This window comes from Mycobacterium sp. IDUB_3, assembly GCF_055419585.1.
Genome location: NZ_JBVAXZ010000001.1, coordinates 182,623 through 202,334, shown reverse-complemented (window position 1 = coordinate 202,334; position 19,712 = coordinate 182,623). Strand labels below are relative to the sequence as shown.

The following is a 19,712-nucleotide window of genomic DNA, read 5'->3' as shown; positions in this document are numbered from 1 at the left end:
CGCTGGGATTTCTGAGATGGCCAACACCTCACGCCCCGACCACCTGCCCCACCTGCGCCCCGACGGCAAGCCGCCGCACCCGTCCTGGCTGCCCAAGCAACGCCGTGGCGTCACGCCGCAGATGATCGGGCGCTACCCCGACTACGACGTGCTGGAAACCGCCGACACGTGGGACGAGGCCACGCGGAAGGTGGTGCTGGCCCGGCTCGAACCACCCGAGCACTTGCGGTTTTTCACGCCCGAAGAGGAGCCGTGCCTGCGCGCGTTCTGCGACACGGTGCTGGCGCAGGACGTCGACCCGCGGGTGCCCGCGGCGGAATCCGTCGACTCGAAGCTCGCCGACGGACGCCTCGACGGCTACCAGTACGCCGACATGCCCGACGACCGCGACACCTGGCGACTCGTGCTGCGCGGGCTCGACGAGACGGCGTCGACCCACTACGGCAAACCCTCGTTCGCCGAGGCCGACATCACCACCCGCGAGGCGATCGTGGACAAGTTCTCGCAGGCGGACCTGCAAGGCGGGGCGTGGGAGAGCCTGAACGTCAAGCGGGCATGGTCGGTGTGTATGCGAATGACGTTGTCGGGCTTCTACTCCCACCCATGGGCGTGGAACGAGATCGGGTTCGGCGGCCCGGCCTACCCGCGCGGTTTCATGCGCCTCGGTGGTGCCACCGGGCCGGCCGCCGCGCGCGAACCGTACGAGACCCGCGGCGCCACCGACGAGGATCCGGTGCAGATCGTGAACAACGGGGAGTTGTGATGGGCGACTTCTTGCGTGGGCTGTTCAAGGGCGCTATCGAACCGAAGGACAACGATTCACGATTCCTGCTCGACGTGCACACGCGCGACCTGCCCGGCGAGAAGACCATGCGCCGCTACGCCGACGACGACGAGGTCGATCTGGTTGTAGTCGGCGCCGGGGCCGGCGGCTCGGTGCTGGCGCAGCGGCTGGCCCGGCAGGGCTGGCGGGTCGTGATCCTCGAGGCCGGCCCGTTCTGGCACCCCGACGAGGACTGGGTGTCCGACGAGGCCGGCTCCCACGCGTTGTACTGGACGCAGAAACGCATCATCGGCGGCGACGACCCAATCGAGCTGGGCAAGAACAACTCCGGGCGCGGCGTGGGTGGGTCCATGGTGCACTACGCCGGGTACACCCCGCGCTTCCACCCCAGCGACTTCGAGACCTACACCCGGGACGGGGTCGGGGCGGACTGGCCCATCCGCTACGAGGACATCCGCCGCCACTACGAGCAGGTCGAGCTGGAGCTGCCGGTGGCCGGCCAGAACTGGCCCTGGGGTGATCCGCACCGCTATCCCTTTGCACCGCACCCCATTTCGGGTGCCGCCGCCAAGATCTGGCGGGGTGCGCTCAAGCTCGGCATCGAGATGCGGGTGGGGCCCGTCGGCATCGTCAACGGCACCTTCGGCAACCGTCCGCACTGCATCTACCGCGGCTACTGCCTGCAGGGCTGCAAGGTCAACGCCAAGGCCAGCCCGTACGTCACGCACCTTCCCGACGCACTGGCCCACGCCGTGGAGATCCGCGCCAACTGCATGGCCTCCCGCGTGGAGCTCGACGAGAGCGGCGCGGCCAGGGGCGTGGTCTACTACGACGAGATCGGCGGCAAGGAGCGGCTGCAACGCGCCAAAGTGGTTGCCGTGGCCGGGTATTCGATCGAGACGCCGAGACTGCTGTTGAACTCGACCAGCGACCGCTTCCCGAACGGGCTGGGTAACAACGACGATCAGGTCGGGCGCTACGTGATGGTGCAGGGCGCCACCCAGTCCGCGGGCCGGTGGTCCGAGGAGGTCCGGATGTACAAGGCGCCTCCCCCGGAGGTGACCTCCGAGCAGTTCTATGAGACCGACCTCTCGCGGGGCTTCGCCCGCGGCTTCGCCATCCAGACCGTGTCGCCGATGCCCATCGGCTGGGCCGAACACGTGCTGGCCGACGGGCATTGGGGCCGTGCCCTGCGAGAGTACATGCGCGACTACAACCACTGGGCGACCGTCGGCGTGCTCAACGAGCTGCTGCCGCTGCGGGACAACCGCGTGACGCTGGCCGACGAGAAGGATCCGTACGGCATCCCGGTGGCCCGGTTCGACTACACGCTGTGCGACAACGACAAGGCCAACATGGCCTACTCCACCAAGGTGATCGGCGACATCCTGCACGCCGCCGATGCCCAGGACGTGCTCACCATCGAGCGCTTCGCCCACCTGATCGGCGGCGCCCGGATGGGCACCGGCCGTGAGAACTCGGTCGTCGACTCCGATCAGCGCGTGTGGGGCGTGCCGAACCTGTTCCTCGCCGACGGCTCGGTGTGCCCCACCCAGGGGTCGGCGAACCCCGCGCTGACCATCATGGCGCTGGCCTCCCGGCTCGCCGAGCGGTTGGCCGCCGGGCAGATCGATACCAGCGCGGGACGGAGGTCGGAGGCGGGAGTCCGTGGCTGACCGAACGATCGACGTCGAGACCACCTTCGCGCCCCGGGTGCTGCGTGAATACGCGCTGCTCGCCGACGGCGAGCGCGGCGCGCTGATCGGGCCGCAGGGCGATGTGGCGTGGATGTGCGCGCCGCATTGGGACTCCGACGCCGTCTTCTCCAATCTCATTGGCGGCGGCGGTGTTTACGCGATCACTCCGACTGACGTCCGGCACGTCTGGGGCGGCTATTACGAGCCGGCCTCCCTGATCTGGCGTAACCGCTGGATCACCCGCGACGGCACCGTGGAATGCCGTGAGGCGCTGGCCTTTCCGGGCGACCGGGACCGGGTGGTGCTGCTGCGGCGGCTCACGGTGTGCCGCGGGACGGCGCGGGTGCGGGTGCTGCTGGCACCGGGCGCGGGCTTCGGCAGGCACGGTCTCGGCCAGCCGACATCCGAGGGCGGGGTGTGGAGCGGCCGGTCGGGCCGGTTGCGCTGGCGTTGGCTGGCCGGCTGCGACGCGCGCACCATCAAAGCCGCGCACGACAAAAGCGAGTTGCTCACCTGTGAGATCACCCTCGAGGAGGGCCAGGAGCACGACCTGGTGCTGGAGCTGTCCGAACGCGCACTGCCCGACCAGCCCCCCGATCCCGATCTGGCCTGGGATGCCACCGCGGCCGCCTGGCAGCGCAGCATGCCCAGGCTGGATTGCACCATCGCCCCCCGCGACGGTCGCCACTCCTACGCGGTGCTGCGCGGGCTGACCAGCAGCGGGGGCGGCATGGTGGCCGCGGCCACGATGAGCCTGCCCGAACGCGCACACACCAATCAGAACTACGACTACCGGTACGCGTGGATCCGGGACCAGGTGTACGCCGGCATGGCCGCCGCCGCCGTCGGCACTACCGAATTGCTGGATGCGGCGGTCGAATTCGTCGGCGCCCGGCTGCTCGACGACGGCCCGAACCTCAAACCCGCCTACACCGTCACCGGCGGCGCGGTGCCCGGTGAAGAAACCCTCGACCTGCCCGGCTATCCCGGCGGCGCCGACAAGGTCGGCAACTGGGTCAATCAACAGTTCCAGCTCGACGTGTTCGGCGAGGCCCTGCAGCTGCTTGCCAAGGCGGGCGCCGCCGACCGGCTCGACGCCGACGGGTGGCGCGCCGCGCAGACCGCCATCCGGGCCATCGAAAAACGCTGGCGCGAACCGGATGCCGGGGTCTGGGAGATCGAAAACGACCACTGGACGCAGTCCCGGCTGGCCTGCGTGGCCGGGTTGCGCGCGATTGCGAAACTGGCCGGCGCCGGTCCCGAGGTGGCGGCCTGCGCTTCGCTGGCCGACGCGATCCTGGCCGACACGGCGTCGAGCGGCCTGCACCCGCACGGCTATTGGCAGCGCAGCCCGCGGCTGACGGGGGTCGACGCGTCACTGCTGCTGCCACCGGTGCGCGGCGCCGTGCCCGCCGACGACCCCCGCACCCGGGCCACCCTGGACGCCGTCCGCCGGGAGCTCACCGACGACGGTTTCGTCTACCGTTTCCGGCACGACGAGCGCGACCTCGGCGACGCCGAGGGCGCCTTCCTGCTCTGCGGCTTCATGATGGCGCTGGCCGAAGATCAACTGGGCCATGGCCATTGCGCGATGCGCTGGTTCGAACGCAACCGGGCCGCGTGCGGTCCGCCGGGGTTGTTCTGCGAGGAGTACGACGTCCGCCAGCGCCAACTGCGCGGCAACCTGCCGCAGGCGTTCGCGCACGCGCTGATGCTCGAGTGCACGGCGACCCTCACCGACGACGACGTCCACCATGAGTGACCACGCCGACCTAGCGAAAGGCATTTCTGCGATGACACAGACAGTGGTGATCACCGGAGCCAGCGCGGGCATCGGCCGCGCCACCGCCCAGCAGTTCGGCCGGCGTGGCGCCAACGTCGTCCTGCTCGCCCGCGGCGCCGCGGGACTCGACGGGGCCGCGCGTGATGTCGAGGCCGGCGGGGGCAAGGCGCTGGCCATCCCGACCGACGTGGCCGACCACTCGGCCGTCGTCGCCGCCGCCGACGAGGCCGAAGCCGCCTTCGGTCCCATCGACGTCTGGGTCAACGTCGCGTTCACGTCGGTGTTCGCGCCGTTCACCGAGATCAGCGCCGAGGAGTTCAAACGCGTGACCGAGGTGTCCTACCTCGGGTATGTGCACGGCACCATGGCGGCGCTGGCCAAGATGCGCCCCCGCAACCGCGGCACCATCGTGCAGGTGGGTTCGGCGCTCAGCCAGCGATCGATCCCGCTGCAGTCGGCCTACTGCGGCGCCAAGCACGCCGTCAACGGGTTCACCGAATCGGTGCGCTGCGAGCTGTTTCACGAGGGCTCGAAGGTTCGGATCACCGTCGTGCAGATGCCCGCGGTGAACACCCCGCAATTCTCCTGGGTGCTGTCCCGGCTGCCCCGCCATCCTCAGCCCGTGCCGCCGATCTACCAGCCCGAGGTCGCCGCCCGCGGCGTCCTGTACGCCGCCGATCATCCAGGGCGAAAGCAATTCTGGGTCGGCGATTCCACCATGGTGACCCTGCTGGGGCAGAAGTTCGTCGCGCCGCTGCTGGACCGCTACCTCGGCCGCACCGGATACGACTCCCAGCAGACCAAGGAACACGTCAGCCGCGACCGGCCCAACAACCTCTGGCAGCCGCTGGACTCCGAGCCGGGCACCGACCACGGCCCGCGCGGCCAGTTCGACGACGAGTCGCACGCGCACAGCCCGCAACTGTGGGCGACCCAGCATCCCGTCATCAGCGGCACCGGCGCGCTGAGCGCCGCCGGGGTCGGTGCCTGGCTCGCGGCCCGGGCGGGCCGCCGGGGGGCACGATGACGCCCTACGCGCGGATCGAGGAGGTCACCGCGCAGGTCTACGAAATCCCCACCGACGCACCGGAAGCCGACGGAACCCTGTCCTGGACGTCGACCACGCTGGTGCTGGCCGAGGTTGCGGCCGGCGGCCGCCGCGGGATCGGCTACACCTACGCCGACGGGGCGTGCGCCAAGCTGATCGGCGGCAAGCTCGCCGGCGTGCTCACCGGCCACAGCGCCGTGGACATCCCGGCACGGTGGGGGTCGATGGTCGCGGCGATGCGCAACAACGGGCGGCCCGGGCTGGCCTCCTGCGCGATCTCTGCGGTCGACACCGCGCTGTGGGATCTCAAGGGCAAGCTGCTGGAGCTGCCGGTATGCCGCCTGCTCGGCATGGCACACGCGGAAGTGCCGATCTACGGCAGCGGCGGCTTCACCACCTACGACGAGCGCACCACCCGCGCCCAACTCGAACGCTGGGTCGACGAGTGGAAGATCCCCCGGGTGAAGATCAAGATCGGTGAGTCATGGGGCTCCGGCGTAACCCGCGATCTAGATCGGATTGCCTTGGCGCGCACGGTAATCGGACCAGACGTCGAACTATACGTGGATGCCAACGGCGGCTACCGCCGCAAACAGGCGATCCGGGTGGCCCACGCCATGGTCGAGCACGGCGTCACGTGGTTCGAAGAACCGGTGTCCTCCGATGACCTGGACGGGCTGCGGGAAGTGCGCGACCAGGTGAGCCCGGACGTCACCGCCGGCGAGTACGGCTACGACCTGGCCTACTTCAACCGGATGCTCGCCGCCGACGCGGTCGACTGCCTGCAGATCGACGTCACTCGCTGCGGAGGCATCACCGACTGGGTGCGCGCCGCGGCCGTCGCCGCCTCCTACAACGTGGACGTCTCCGGGCATTGCGCCCCCAACCTGCACGCCCACGTCGCCAGCACCGCCCCGAACCTGCGCCACCTGGAGTACTTCCACGACCATCACCGCATCGAACAAATGCTCTTCGACGGTGCCCTGTCCCCCGAGGGCGGCGCGCTGCGGCCCGATCAACACCGGCCGGGACTCGGCCTGGAGTTCAAACACCAGGACGCCGAGCGGTACCGCGCGGCCTGATCGTCAGGCAGCTCACGCGCGCCGTAGAGCGAGGAATGAACGCGCGCAAAAAAGGGAACCGATACGCCAGGGTTTTCACAAAGGTGATTGGGGAAACGCGAGATGACAGTGAACTCCAACGACGAAACCGCTGAGCGCCCCGAGGCGCTGGTCGCTGACGTCGTCGAGGAAGGCGACCTGAGCGCGGTCGACCTGGTGCTGGGTCTCGGTGAGCCACAGCGCGTCGGCCGGTTCTGGTTCTACCTCGACGGCCATCGCTGGGAGTGGTCGGACGCGGTGGCACGCATGCACGGCTACAAGCCGGGACAGGTGGAGCCCACCACGGACCTGCTGCTGCAGCACAAACATCCCGAAGACCGGGAGCGGGTGGCCGCCGTGCTGGATCGCGTGACCAAGGGCAAGCCGTTCAGCAGCCGGCACCGCATCATCGACACCAACGGCCGCACCCACTGCGTCGTCGTCGCCGGCGATCGCATGCTCGACGAGAGTGGTGGGTTGGCCGGCACGTCCGGGTTCTACGTCGACGTCACCGACTCACTGCACTCCGACATCACCAACGTGCTCTCGGCCGTGGCCGAGGCCCGGGCGCGCATCGAGCAGGCCAAGGGCGTGCTGATGACCGCCTACGGCATCTCGGCCGAGCGCGCGTTCGACATCCTGGTGTGGCGTTCCCAGGAGACGAACCTCAAACTGCGCGACGTCGCCAGCCGCTTCCTGGACGCCGTGGCCAGCAAGGCGTCGTCGGAGACCCAAAGCCAGGTGGACCAGGCTCTGCTGACCCTGGGCTAGCGGCGACAGTAGGGTCGGCCCGGTGGCGCACCTACTGGGAGCTGAGGCCGTACACCTCGAATATCCGACTCAGGTGGTCTTCGGATCGATCACGCTCGGGGTCAACGACGGCGCCCGCATCGGCATCGTCGGACGAAACGGCGACGGCAAATCCAGCCTGCTGCGGCTGCTGACCGGCCAGCAGCGGCCCGATTCCGGCCGGGTCACCCGGCGCAGCGGGCTGCGGGTCGGCGCGCTGAGCCAGGCCGACACCCTGGACCCGGACCGCAGCGTGGGCTACACGCTCGTCGGCGAGGCGGCCGAACACCAATGGGCCGGTGACGCGCGGGTCCGCGACGTGGTCGCCGGGCTGGTCTCCGACATCGATTGGGACGCAACGGTTGCCACGCTGTCCGGCGGCCAGCGCCGCCGGGTGCAGCTGGCCAGGTTGCTGGTGGGCGAGTGGGATGTGATCGCACTCGACGAGCCCACCAACCATTTGGACATCGAGGGCATCACCTGGCTGGCCGGCCACCTGCGGCAACGCTGGGCGCGCAACACCGGCGGGCTGCTGCTGGTGACCCACGACCGCTGGTTTCTCGACGAGGTCGCCACCACGACGTGGGAGGTGCACGACGGGATCGTCGAACCGTTCGACGGCGGGTACGCGGCTTACGTCCTGCAACGGGTCGAACGCGACCGAATGTCCGCCGTCGCCGAGGCCAAGCGGCAGAACCTGATGCGCAAGGAGCTGGCCTGGCTGCGCCGCGGGGCGCCGGCGCGGACGTCCAAGCCCAAGTTCCGGATCGAGGCGGCCAACCAGCTGATCGCCGACGTACCGCCGCTGCGTAACACCGTCGAGCTGGCCAAGCTGGCCACCGCGCGGCTGGGCAAGGACGTGGTCGACCTGCTCGACGTGTCGGTCTCGTTCGGCGGCCGTCCGGTGCTGCGCGACATCGAGTGGCGGATCGCCCCCGGCGAGCGCACCGGCATCGTCGGGGCCAACGGCGCCGGCAAGTCGACGTTGTTGGGGCTGATCGATGGCACCATCAGCCCGGACTCGGGACGGGTCAAGCGCGGCAAGACCGTGCGGCTGGCGGTGCTCGACCAGCAGGGCGATGCCCTGGCCGCAATCGGCGGTGACCGGATCGCCGATGTGCTGGGCAGGCTGCAGGGCGGCTATCAGGTTGACGGCCGCGAGGTCACCCCGGCGCAGCTGCTGGAGCGGCTCGGGTTGGGCGGGCGCGGCCAGCTGTCCGCCCGCGTCGAGGACCTCTCCGGCGGTGAGCGGCGGCGGCTGCAACTGCTACTCACGCTGTTGAGTGAGCCCAACGTGTTGCTGCTCGACGAGCCGACCAACGACGTCGACACCGACACCCTGACCGCGATGGAGGATCTGCTGGACTCGTGGGCGGGCACGCTGATCGTCGTATCGCACGACCGCTACCTGCTGGAGCGGGTCACCGATCAGCAGTACGCGGTGCTCGACGGCCGGTTGCGGCATCTGCCCGGCGGTGTCGACGAGTATCTGCGGCTGGCCGAGCAGCGGACCGGCGCGGCGAGCGCCGGATCGTCGCGGCCGTCCGAGGCCGCCCCCCAAGCGATGTCCGGCGCGCAACGCCGCGCCGCGGAAAAAGAGGTGGCCTCCGTCGATCGCCAGCTGGCGCGCCTGGCGGAGCGGATCGAGGACAAACACAACGAACTCGCCGCGCACGACCAGTCCGACCACGTCGGCATCGCCCGGCTCACCCAGGAGTTGCGTGCGCTCGAAGACGAGGTGGCTGCGACGGAGAGTCGCTGGCTGGAGCTGTCCGAACTGCTCGAATGAGGCTGGCGCGCAGCAGCTTTCGCGACGCCGTCAGCCGGTCAGTGCCAGCGCAGTAGTACCAGTTCGGAGCCGAAGCCGGGACCCATCGCGAGCATCAGCCCGGGGCTGCCGCTGGGCGGCGGCTTGGCGATGGTGTCGCGCAGGATGTGCAGCACCGACGCCGACGACAGGTTGGCGACTTCCTCGAGCGAGCGCCAGGTCAATTCCTGTGCCTCCGGCGGCAATTCGAGGCTGGTGGCGATCGTGTTGATGACCTTGGGGCCGCCGGGGTGCGTGATCCAGGCACCGATGTCGCCCTTGGTCAGCCCGTGTGCGGCCAGGAAGCTGTTCACGTCGCCGGCCAGGTGGCGTTCCATGACCTTGGTCAGTTCCGGCGACATGGCCAGCTGCATGCCGTCCGAGCCGACGTTCCAGCCCATGATGTGCAGCGATTCGGGGTACTGCCGGCTGTGCGAATCCAGGATGTCGGGTCCGGCGGAATTCAGCTGCTCGGCGCGACGGTCGCCGACGGCGACCACGGCCGCGGCGCCGTCGCCGAACATCGCCGTGGCGACCAGTCCCGACACGGTCGGCCTGACCGTCGGGAAGGTGAGCGAACACAGCTCGACCGACACCAGGGCGGCGACGCCGTCGGGCGCACCCCGCAGGTAATCGTGCAGCCGTCCGACGCCCCCGGCCCCGGCCGCGCAACCCAGCCCGAACATCGGGAGCCGGCGCACGTCGGGCCGCAGGCCGAGGAGGCCGACGAGCCGGGCGTCGAGGGACGGGACCGCGATGCCGGTGACCGTCGTGGTGGCGATCATGTCGATGTCTTGGGGTTGCAGCCCGGCCTCGTCGAGCGCGCCCAGCAGCGCCTCGCAGCCCAGCTCCAGAGCCTTGTCGATGAAGATCTCATTGGTCGCGCTGAAGTCGGTGAGCTCGTGGTAGCGCTCCAGCGGCAGCACGAAGTGGCGGCTGTTGACTTTGGCCGCGGCGTGCAGCCGCCGGACGATCTCTTCGTGCTCCTTGAGCGTCGGGAACTCGACGAGCTGGTCGGTGATTTCGCGTTGGCTATACCGATGGGGCGGCAACGCGCCGAAAACACCCGCGATGACGCTCATGCTCTACCTTCTTGATTGCCAACCAGCGTGAACAATCCCCCTAATGCGGGAAGTTTAAGCCGTTCCGTTTGGTGGTGCAAAAGTTTGGCATATTCAACACATGCCTTATTAGTGCTGCTGTGCGTCCGCGTAATCATATCCGCCAGCGGGGAATTCATCATTCGGTGTCTTCCTCATCCGCCGAGCTGAGCGCCATCGCGATCAACGCATCGGGGCTCAACGCATCGATGTCGTCGGGGCCGGCAGTTGCGTCGGCGACGGGTGTTTCCGGAGTGCCGGCGAGCAATAGAAGTTTCTCGAGCAATCCCGTTCTCCGAAGCTCGCGGACCGGAATCTTGCGCAGTGCCGACCAAATCATTTCCTCGTCCGATTCCGCCGGCTCGCCATGGAGTAGTTGCCGGCGAAGATGATCGGCCAGCGCGGACGGCGTCGGGTAATCGAAGATCAGCGTTCGCGACAAAGCCAGGCCGGTATGGCTGGTGAGACGGTTGCGCAGTTCGACCCCGATCATCGAGTCGAAGCCGAGGTCGCCGAACGCGCGGTCGGGGTCGATGGCGTGGCCGCCCGAATGGCCCGACACCGCCGCCGCGTGCTCGCAGACCAGTTCGACCAGCACCCGGTGCTGGTCGTCGGGCTCCAGCCCGAGCAGCCGGTGTGCCAGGTCGGGCGTTCGGGGAGCCGTCGCGGGCGGAGCCCCCGTCGCGCCGGCGCCTTCGCCGCCCAGCCAAAAACTCTGCCGCGCAAAGCCATACGTCGGCAACTCGACGCGTCGCGCGTTCAGCCCGGCGAACACGCCCGCCCAGTTCGGGTCGAGGCCGAGGGTGAACAATTGGCCGACCGCGCCGACCAGCGATTCCGTCTCGGGCCGATCCCTGGCCATGCTGGGCACCGAGACCGCCCGCTCGGCGCTCAGCGATTGGTCGACCGCCGCCGTCAAGGCCGCACCCGGACCCAGTTCCACGAAGATCCCGGCGCCGGCCGCCTCGGCGGCGCGCACCCCCTCGAAGAAGCGGACCGGCCGGCCGACGTGCTCCACCCAGTACTGCGGCGACCCGTAGCCGGCGCCCGCCAGCCGCCCGGTCACGTTGGACACCAACGTGATTCGCGGTTCCCCCGCCTCGATGCCGGCCACCGCCGCGAAAAATTCCGCCTCCATCGGCTGCATCAACGGAGAATGGAACGCGTGCGACACCGCCAGCCGGTGCACGCGCCGGCCCTCCCGGGCCAGGCGGTCCGCCAGCGCGTCCACTGGCGCCTGTTCGCCCGAAAGCACTACCGCGTCGGGGCCGTTGACCGCCGCGATGCTCACCTCGTCGCCGAGCAACCCGGCCACCTCGGCCTCTGCTGCGCCGACCGCCACCATCACCCCGCCGGCCGGCAGCCTCGCCATCAACCGTCCCCGTGCCGCCACCACGCGCGACGCATCCGCGAGCGTCAGCACCCCGGCCACGCACGCCGCGGTGATCTCACCGACCGAGTGCCCCATCGCCACATCCGGTGTCACGCCGAAAGATTGCCACAACGCCGTCAGCGCGATGCCGATCACGAACAACGCCGGTTGGGCGAACTCGGTGTTACGCAACAACTCCGGGTCGGTGCCCCAGATCACCTCACGCAGCGGCGCCCGAAGATGAGCGTCGACGGCCGAGGCGGCCTCGTCGAAGGCGCGAGCGAACACGTCGAACCGCTCATACAGTTGTCGCCCCATCCCCAACCACTGCGACCCCTGGCCCGGGAACACGAAGACCGTCTTGCCCAACGAACCCAACGGCCTGGCCCGGCCCACCGCCACGCCCGGCCGGGGCTGCCCCGCCGCGAGGGACGCCAAACCCGTTGCCAGCGCGCCGCGATCGCCGCCCACCACCACCGCGCGGTGCTCGAAGACCGTCCGGGTACTGACCAATGACCAGGCGATGTCGAGGGGGCTCAGATCGGCCCGGTCGGCCACATAGGCCGACAACCGCTGGGCCTGGTTGGCCAGCGCCTGTTCGGAGCGGCCCGAAACCACCCACGGCAGTACCTGCTGCGCGTCCGCGGGCCGTGTCTCCGGCTGGGCGGGGTGCCGCTCGAACTGCTCGACGATGAGGTGCGCGTTGGTGCCGCCCATGCCGAACGAGGACACCCCGGCCCGGCGCGGGCGATCTACCGGCGGCCACGGTGTCAGCGTGGTGTTGACCTGTAGCCCAAGGTGATTGAGCTCGGTCTCGGGATCGGCGTAATTGAGGCTGGGCGGGATCGCGGCATTTTCAATCGCCAGCACGGCCTTGAGCAGGCCCGCGATTCCCGCGGCGCTGCCGGCGTGGCCGATGTTGGTCTTCACCGATCCCACCCGCACCGGATCGTGGGCGCGCTCGGCGAAAATCTCCCCCAGCGCCTCGGCTTCGATCGCGTCACCGACCTTGGTCCCGGTGCCGTGCGCCTCGATGTAGTCGATGTCGCCGCCCTGCAGGCCGGCGTCGGTGAGCGCGCGCCGGATCACGTCCGCTTCGCCGCGCGCCGATGGCACGGTCTGGGCGGTCGCGCTGTGCCCGGCGTTGCCGACGGCGCCGCCGCGAATGACCGCGTGGATGCGGTCACCGTCGTGTAGCGCCGACGCCAAGGGCTTCAGCAGCACCAGCCCGCCGCCCTCACCGCGCACGTAGCCGTCGGCCCGCCGGTCGAACGCATACGTGTGACCCGACACCGACACCGCGCCGAATTCCCGTTCCAGCATCCCGAATTCGTCGGCCAGGTTGAGGTGGACCCCGCCCGCGATGGCCAGCGCGGATTGGCCGGTGGCCACGCTTTCGCAGCCGAGGTGCACCGCCACCAGAGAAGACGACTGCCCGGAATCGACGGTCATGCTCGGCCCGCTCAACCCGAAGGCGTACGAGATGCGGTTGGCGATCATCGCCCGGCTGATCCCGGTGAAGGTGTGGTGGTCCAGATTGTCGGCGAGGTCGCGCAACGTCAGTGCGGCATAGTCATCCGTCATCGCACCGAGAAACACCGAAACCGGTTCTCCCCGCAGCGTTTCCGGTACCACGAAGGCGTCTTCGAGCAATTCCCAGGTGAGCTCCAGGGCCAGGCGTTGCCGCGGATCCATCGCGCACGCCTCGCGCGGCGACAGGTTGAAGAAGTCGGCGTCGAATTGGCCCGCGTCCCCGGTGAACCGGGTGGCCTCACGCCCGTCGCGGATCAGGCGCCAGAACGAGCCGGGCCCGGCCGCGGTCGGGAACCTGCATGCCAGCCCGATGATCGCTACGTCTGTCGCGGGCAACGTCAGGGGCCGACTTCGTCGTCGAGAATCGCGAACAGCTGGCTCTCGCTGGCGGTGGAGATGTCGTCGTCGAACGCGTCCTCGGGGTGTTCCAGCAGCGGGGCCGGCGCCGGGCCGGTCGCCGTGGTCAACAGCCCTTCCAGGCGGGTGATGAGCTGGGCCTTGTCGTCGGGGCTCAGATCGGGCTGGTTGAGCAGCGCCTGCAGCTCCCGCGCGATGTCGTTGAAGCGGGCCATGCGATCGGGTGCCGCGGCGGCCCCGATCACCGAGGCGCCGGGAGCGCTGCCGGCCAGCTGGGTGCCGAGGTGTTCGGCAAGCGCGCCCGGCGTCGGCTGGTCGAAGATCAGCGTAGGCGAAAGGGTAAGCCCGGTCGCAATTTTCAGCCGGTTGCGCAGTTCGACGGCGGTCAGCGAATCGAACCCGAGGTCGCCGAACGCGTCGTCGACGTTCACGTCCGCTGAGCTGTGGCCCAGTACCGTGGCCGCGTTGCTGCAGACCAAATCCACCAATTCGCTGTGCCGCTGGTCGGGGGTCATGCCCTCCAGCCGCGCCCGCAGGCCCGTCAGGGACACCGTGTCGGTGTGCTCCAGGACCCGGCGGGCCGGGCGGGTGGCCAGCTGGCTCAGCAGCGGCGGCAACGTGTCACTGTGGTGCGCCAGCGCTGCCCGGTCCAGCCGGGTGCCCACCACCATCGGGTGTTCGGCCAGCAAAGCCCTATCCAACAGCTCGAGCGCCTGCCGAGTGGACAACGCGCTCAGCCCGGCCCGGCTCATCCTGGCCTTGTCACGCTCGCCGAGGTGCTGGGTCATGGTGGAGGTCTCTTCCCACATCCCCCACGCCACCGACAATCCCGGCAACCCATCAGCTCGGCGGTTCGCCGCCAGCGCGTCGAGGAAGCTGTTGGCCGCCGCATAGTTACCCTGGCCCGGCGCACCCACGATGCCCGCCATCGACGAAAACGCCACGAACGCCGATAGATTCAGCCCCTTGGTCAGCTCGTGCAGATTCCAGGCTCCGTCCACCTTGGCTCGTAACACCGTGTCGATGCGCTCGGGCGTCAGGGAGGCGATCACCGCGTCGTCGAGCACGCCCGCCGCGTGGAACACCGAGCGCAACGGGTACTGCGCGGGCACTCGGGTCAGCAACGCCGCGACGGCATCCCGGTCGCCCACATCGCAGGCCGCCACGGACACCGAGGCGCCCTTTTCGCGCAGTTCGGCGACCAGCTCGGCCATGCCGTCGGCGCGTTCACCGCTGCGGCTGACCAGCAGCACGTGCGGCACCCGGTGTCGCTCGACGAGGTGGCGCGCCACCGCCGAGCCCGCCATGCCGGTGCCGCCGGTGATCAGCGCGGTGCCGCCGGCCAGCCCGGCGGGCCCGTCCGGCAGGGTGAGCACGACCTTGCCGATGTGGCGGGCCTGGCTGACAAACCGATAGGCGTCGGCGGCGCCGCGGGCGTCGAATGCCTTGACCGGCAACGGCGTAAGGACACCTCCGGCGAAAAGCTCCATCAATTCCGCCAACATTTCGGCGATGCGGTCGGGGCCGGCCTCCATCAGGTCGAACGCGCGGTACGTCACCCCGCGATGGGCCGCCGCGACGGCATCCGGGTCACGCAGATCGGTCTTGCCCATCTCGATGAAGCGGCCGCCGGGCCCCAGCAGCCGTAGGGACGCGTCGTTGAACTCGCCCGCCAGGGAATTGAGCACCACGTCCATGCCGCCGGCGAATTTGCGCTCGAAATCCAGGGTGCGGGAATCCGCGATGTGCGCATCGTCGAATCCCATGGCGCGCAGGGTGTCCCACTTGCCGCGGCTGGCGGTCGCGAACACCTCCGCACCCCAATGCCGCGCCAGCTGTACCGCGGCCATGCCCACACCGCCGGTGGCGGCATGCACCAGCACGCGCTGCCCGGCGCGCAGGCCGGCCAGCACCGACAGCCCGTAATAGGCCGTCAAGAACACCACCGGCACCGCCGCGGCCTGCGCCATCGACCACCCCCGCGGCACCCGGGTCACCAACCGGCGATCGACGGTGGCCTCGGAGCCGGCGAGGCCGAAGATCCCCATCACCGCGTCCCCGACGGCCACATCCGTCACGCCGGCGCCGAGTTCGGTGACGATGCCCGCGCCCTCGGCGCCCAGCTGCGCGGCACCCGGATACATGCCCAGCGCCACCAACACATCGCGGAAGTTCACCCCGGCGGCGGCGACGCTCACCCGCACCTGACCGGCCTCCAGCGCCGCCGGCGGGTACTCCTGCACCGCCAATTCCTCGAGCGTCCCGGCATCGCCGGCGGCCAGCCGCCACACCGACGGCGGGTCGGGCAGCCGCAGCAGCGGTCGCTCGTCGGCCGGTTTCAGGCGGGCGCTGTAGGCCACGCCGTCGCGCACCACCAATTGCGGCTCGCCACAGCCGATCACCGTTGCGACATCGAGCGTTCCGTCGGTATCGACCAGCACCACGCGTCCGGGGTGCTCGGCCTGCGCCGAGCGCGTCAGCCCCCACACCGCGGCGCCGGCCAGGTCCGCGACGTCCTCGCCCGCCAGCCCCACCGCCCCGCGGGTCAACACCACCAGGACCCCGGCCGCCTCGCCCGTCAGCCAGGATTGCAGCACACCCAGGGCCTCGTGGATGGCCCGGTAGACCGAGGTGACCGCGCCCGAGTCGGTGGGCGGCGACTCCCAGACCGTGACGTCGTCGCCAACGTCGTTGCCGGGCAACGAGACCGGTGACCACACCACGTCGAGCAGCTCACCGCTACCGGAGCGGGCCGCCACGGCCGAGGTCAGCTGATCGGCCGACACGGCGCGCGTCACCAGCTCGCGCACCGACAGGACGGGCAGCCCGGAGGAGTCGGCGAGTTCGACCGAGACGGCGCCGACGCCGACCGGTGCCAGCCGTACCCGGACCCGCGACGCGCCGGCAGCGTTCAGGCTCACTCCTTGCCACGAGAACGGCAAGACGGTCTCGATCCGCTCGTCGGCCACGCCGAGCGCATGCAGCGCCGCATCCAGGATCACCGGATGGATGCCGAACCCACCGGTCGACACCCCAGCCTGTTGTGGAAGCTCCACTTCGGCGAAAGTCTCGTTACCCCGTAGCCATACGGCCCGAAGCCCCCGAAAGGACGGCCCGTACCCGTAGCCGCGTCCCGCCAGGTCGTCGTACGCGCCGGTCACGTCCACCGCGTCCGCACCCAGCGGCGGCCACACCGACAGGTCGATGGCCGGTGCGGGCGCACCGTCGCTCAACACGCCCTCGGCGTGCAGCACCCAATCTGATTGGGCGGCGCGCGAATACACCGCGACCGGGCGTGTTCCCGCGTCGCCGGCCGCGGCCACCACGACCTGAACGTGCACCACCCCGGCGGGCGGGACCACCAGCGGCGCCGACAGCGTCAACTCCTCGATCACCGAGCAGCCGACCTCGTCGCCGGCCCGCAACGCCAACTCCACGAAGCCGGCTCCCGGAAACAGCACCGTGCCGGCCACCGCGTGGTCGGCCAGCCATGGCTGGGCCGCAACCGAAAGCCGGCCCGTCAACACCACACCGCCGGAATCCGGCCGGTCCACCACCGCGCCCAGCAGCGCGTGCTCGGCCTCGGCCAGACCCAGGCTGGTGATGTTGGCCGAACCCACCGAATCGCTGGACAGCCAAAACCGGCGCCGCACAAAGGCATACGTGGGCAACTCGACGCGGCGGGCGTCGGTGAACGCAGCGGCCCACCGCACGTCGGCACCGGCCGTGAACAGCTGCCCCGCCGCCCGCAGCAGCGCGTCCACTTCGGGGCGGCCCTTGGCAATGGTCACCACCGAGGTCGCCCGGTCGGTCGTCAGAGATTGCTCCACCGCGGACGTCAACGCCGCGCCCGGACCCACCTCCAGGAACACACCGGCACCCAACGATTCGGCCAGCTGCACACCGTCGACGAATCGCACCGGCTTGCGCACATGGTCGACCCAGTACTCGACGGACCCATAGTCGGGACCGGCCAGTTGCCCGGTCAGATTGGACACCAGGGCGATCCGCGGCTGACCCGCCGAAACCTCGGCGGCCACCGACGCGAACTCCCCCATCATCGGCTCCATCAACGGCGAGTGAAACGCGTGTGAGACAGCCAGCCGGTGCACCCTCGCGCCGCCGGCGACCAGCCGGTCCGCGACCGCCCCCACCGCGGCCCGCTCGCCGGAGAGCACCAGCGATTGCGGGCCGTTGACCGCCGCGATGCTCACAGCTCCGTTCAGCAAGGGGGCCACCTCGGCCTCGGTCGCGCTCACCGCGACCATCACCCCGCCGGCCGCCAGCCCGGCCATCAGCCGGCCGCGCGCCGCCACCAGCCGCGCCGCGTCGGGCATCGACAGCGCGCCGGCCACGAAGGCGGCGGCGATCTCGCCCACCGAATGACCGATCACCACATCCGGTGTCACACCGAAGGATTGCCACAACGCGGCCAGCGCGATCTCTACGACGAACAACGCCGGCTGGGCGAACTCCGTGCTCTGCAACAACTCCGGGTCGGTACCCCACATCACCTCGCGCAGCGGCAGCCGAGCGTGAGCGTCCACCGCCGCGACCGCCTCGTCGAAAGCCTGGGCGAACACGGGAAACCGCTCGTAGAGCTCGGCGCCCATCCCGAGCGACTGCGAGCCCTGGCCGGGAAAGACGAACACCCGCTTGCCCACCGACCGGGTCCGGCCGACCAGCACGCCCGGGTCCGGCCGCTCGGACGCCAGCGCCGCCAACCCCGCCGTCAAGGCCGTACGATCCGCGCCGACCAGCACCGCGCGGTGCTCGAAGGCCGCCCGGGTGGTCGCCAGCGACCACCCCACGTCCACCGCCCGCACACCCGCGTCGGCGCTCAGCCGGTCCCGCAGCCGCTGGGCCTGACCGGCCAACGCCTCGGGCGACCGGGCCGAGATCACCCACGGGATCACCGGGCTCGACGGCCCCGCAACCGGTTCGGCTCCGCCGTCGAGTTGCGCGGGGGCCTGCTCGACGATCACGTGCGCGTTGGTGCCGCTGATCCCGAACGACGAGACACCCGCCCGCCGTATCCCGCCGTGATCCGGCCACGGCTGCGGCTCGGTCAACAGCGACACCGCACCGGCCGACCAATCCACGTGCGGCGACGGGATATCCACGTGCAGGGTCTTGGGCATCACCCCGTGCCGGATCGCTTGCACCATCTTGATCACCCCGGCCACCCCCGCCGCGGCCGAGGTGTGCCCGATGTTGGATTTGATGGACCCCAACCACAGCGGCCGGTCCGCCGGGCGATCCTGACCGTAGGTCGCCAGCAGGGCCTGGGCCTCGATAGGGTCCCCGAGCACCGTCCCCGTCCCATGGCCCTCCACGACATCGACGTCGGCGGCCGTCAGCCCGGCGTTCGCCAGCGCCGCCCGGATCACCCGCTGCTGCGACGGCCCATTGGGCGCGGTCAACCCGTTCGACGCGCCGTCCTGATTGACCGCCGTGCCGCGCAGCACCGCCAGCACGGGATGCCCCAGGCGCCGCGCATCGGCCAGCCGCTCCAGCACCAGGACGCCCGCGCCCTCCGACCACGAAGTCCCGTCCGCCGCACCGGCATACACCTTGCAGCGACCATCGGGGGCCAGCGCGCGCTGACGGCTGAACTCGACGAAGGCGGCGGGGGTGGCCATCACGGTGACCCCGCCGGCCAGCGCCAGATCGCATTCGCCGGACCGCAGCGACTGCGCGGCCAGGTGCATGGAGACCAACGACGACGAACACGCGGTATCCACCGACACCGCCGGGCCTTCCAGGCCCAGCACATAGGACACCCGGCCCGAGGTCACGCTCAGCGTCGAGCCGGTCAGTCCGTAGCCCTCGAGCTCGCCCTTCACCTCGCCGCCATAGCCGGCGTGGATCACCCCGGCGAACACGCCGGTCGCCGAGCCGCGTAGCGCGAAGGGGTCAATGCCGGCCCGCTCCAACGCTTCCCAGCAGATCTCCAGCATCATTCGTTGCTGGGGGTCCATGGCCAGCGCCTCGCTGGGCCCGATGCCGAAGAATCCGGCGTCGAAGTCACCCGCATCCTGCAGGAAGCTGCCCTGCCGGGTGTACATCTTTCCCTTGGCATCGGGGTCGGGGTCGTACAACCCCTCGACGTCCCAGCCGCGGTCGGCCGGGAAGTCCGACACCGTGTCGCGGCCGTCGATCACGAGTTGCCACAGGTCTTCTGGCGATTCGACGCCACCGGCATAGCGACACGCCATGCCCACCACGGCGACGGTCTCGGAGAGTTGGCCCTCCAGTTCCGCCACACGCCGCCGGGTCCGCCTGAGATCCGCCGTGAGGCGTTTCAGGTAGTCGACGTGTTGCGTGGTGCCCGGCATCGTT

At 70.1% G+C, this 19,712-nt stretch carries 10 protein-coding genes; 7 read left to right on the top strand and 3 right to left on the bottom strand.

Features of this window, described 5'->3' with window-relative positions; all coding sequences use genetic code 11:
* Positions 1-16: 16 nt before the first annotated feature.
* From ACZYVJ_RS00725 to ACZYVJ_RS00695, 7 genes are all read left to right on the top strand, one after another.
* Positions 17-763, top strand: a complete 747-nt coding sequence (locus ACZYVJ_RS00725; RefSeq protein ID WP_463829245.1) for a gluconate 2-dehydrogenase subunit 3 family protein — start codon at positions 17-19, stop codon at positions 761-763.
* A complete protein-coding gene (locus ACZYVJ_RS00720) occupies positions 763-2,460 on the top strand; it encodes a GMC family oxidoreductase (protein ID WP_463829244.1) in 1,698 nt (565 codons plus the stop codon). Before ACZYVJ_RS00725 ends, ACZYVJ_RS00720 begins: the two co-directional genes overlap by 1 nt.
* A complete protein-coding gene (locus tag ACZYVJ_RS00715) occupies positions 2,453-4,243 on the top strand; it encodes a glycoside hydrolase family 15 protein (RefSeq protein WP_463829243.1) in 1,791 nt (596 codons plus the stop codon). Before ACZYVJ_RS00720 ends, ACZYVJ_RS00715 begins: the two co-directional genes overlap by 8 nt.
* A gap of 31 nt (positions 4,244-4,274) precedes the next feature.
* The gene (locus tag ACZYVJ_RS00710; RefSeq protein ID WP_463829242.1) at positions 4,275-5,291 is read left to right on the top strand and encodes an SDR family oxidoreductase; all 1,017 of its coding nucleotides are present in this window, start codon (positions 4,275-4,277) and stop codon (positions 5,289-5,291) included.
* Positions 5,288-6,394, top strand: a complete 1,107-nt coding sequence (locus ACZYVJ_RS00705; RefSeq protein ID WP_463829241.1) for an enolase C-terminal domain-like protein — start codon at positions 5,288-5,290, stop codon at positions 6,392-6,394. The genes ACZYVJ_RS00710 and ACZYVJ_RS00705 overlap by 4 nt, the downstream gene beginning before the upstream one ends.
* Positions 6,395-6,496: 102 nt before the next feature.
* The gene (locus ACZYVJ_RS00700; RefSeq protein WP_463829239.1) at positions 6,497-7,183 is read left to right on the top strand and encodes a PAS and ANTAR domain-containing protein; all 687 of its coding nucleotides are present in this window, start codon (positions 6,497-6,499) and stop codon (positions 7,181-7,183) included.
* Between the two features lie 22 nt (positions 7,184-7,205).
* Positions 7,206-8,990: an ABC-F family ATP-binding cassette domain-containing protein gene (locus ACZYVJ_RS00695; RefSeq protein ID WP_463829238.1), complete on the top strand. Its 1,785-nt coding sequence runs from the start codon at positions 7,206-7,208 to the stop codon at positions 8,988-8,990.
* Between the two features lie 38 nt (positions 8,991-9,028).
* Here the strand turns inward: ACZYVJ_RS00695 and ACZYVJ_RS00690 are convergent, their stop codons facing one another.
* The 3 genes from ACZYVJ_RS00690 to ACZYVJ_RS00680 all read right to left on the bottom strand — a co-directional run bounded on the left by ACZYVJ_RS00690 (position 9,029) and on the right by ACZYVJ_RS00680 (position 19,708).
* Positions 9,029-10,090 carry a type III polyketide synthase gene (locus ACZYVJ_RS00690; RefSeq protein WP_463829237.1) on the bottom strand — a complete coding sequence of 354 codons (1,062 nt, stop codon included), beginning with the start codon at positions 10,088-10,090 and terminating at the stop codon, positions 9,029-9,031.
* A 157-nt stretch (positions 10,091-10,247) separates the two neighbouring features.
* A complete protein-coding gene (locus ACZYVJ_RS00685) occupies positions 10,248-13,349 on the bottom strand; it encodes a type I polyketide synthase (RefSeq protein ID WP_463829236.1) in 3,102 nt (1,033 codons plus the stop codon).
* Between the two features lie 2 nt (positions 13,350-13,351).
* A complete protein-coding gene (locus ACZYVJ_RS00680; protein WP_463829235.1) occupies positions 13,352-19,708 on the bottom strand; it encodes an SDR family NAD(P)-dependent oxidoreductase in 6,357 nt (2,118 codons plus the stop codon).
* Positions 19,709-19,712 lie beyond the last annotated feature (4 nt).

What these genes read in the sequence shown, in the direction of transcription:
- ACZYVJ_RS00725 (WP_463829245.1), top strand. Translation starts at nt 17, where the DNA reads ATGGCCAACACCTCACGCCCCGACCACCTGCCCCACCTGCGCCCCGAC.
- ACZYVJ_RS00720 (WP_463829244.1), top strand. Translation starts at nt 763, where the DNA reads ATGGGCGACTTCTTGCGTGGGCTGTTCAAGGGCGCTATCGAACCGAAG.
- ACZYVJ_RS00710 (WP_463829242.1), top strand. Translation starts at nt 4,275, where the DNA reads ATGACACAGACAGTGGTGATCACCGGAGCCAGCGCGGGCATCGGCCGC.
- ACZYVJ_RS00705 (WP_463829241.1), top strand. Translation starts at nt 5,288, where the DNA reads ATGACGCCCTACGCGCGGATCGAGGAGGTCACCGCGCAGGTCTACGAA.
- ACZYVJ_RS00700 (WP_463829239.1), top strand. Translation starts at nt 6,497, where the DNA reads ATGACAGTGAACTCCAACGACGAAACCGCTGAGCGCCCCGAGGCGCTG.
- ACZYVJ_RS00690 (WP_463829237.1), bottom strand. Translation starts at nt 10,090, where the DNA reads ATGAGCGTCATCGCGGGTGTTTTCGGCGCGTTGCCGCCCCATCGGTAT.
- ACZYVJ_RS00680 (WP_463829235.1), bottom strand. Translation starts at nt 19,708, where the DNA reads ATGCCGGGCACCACGCAACACGTCGACTACCTGAAACGCCTCACGGCG.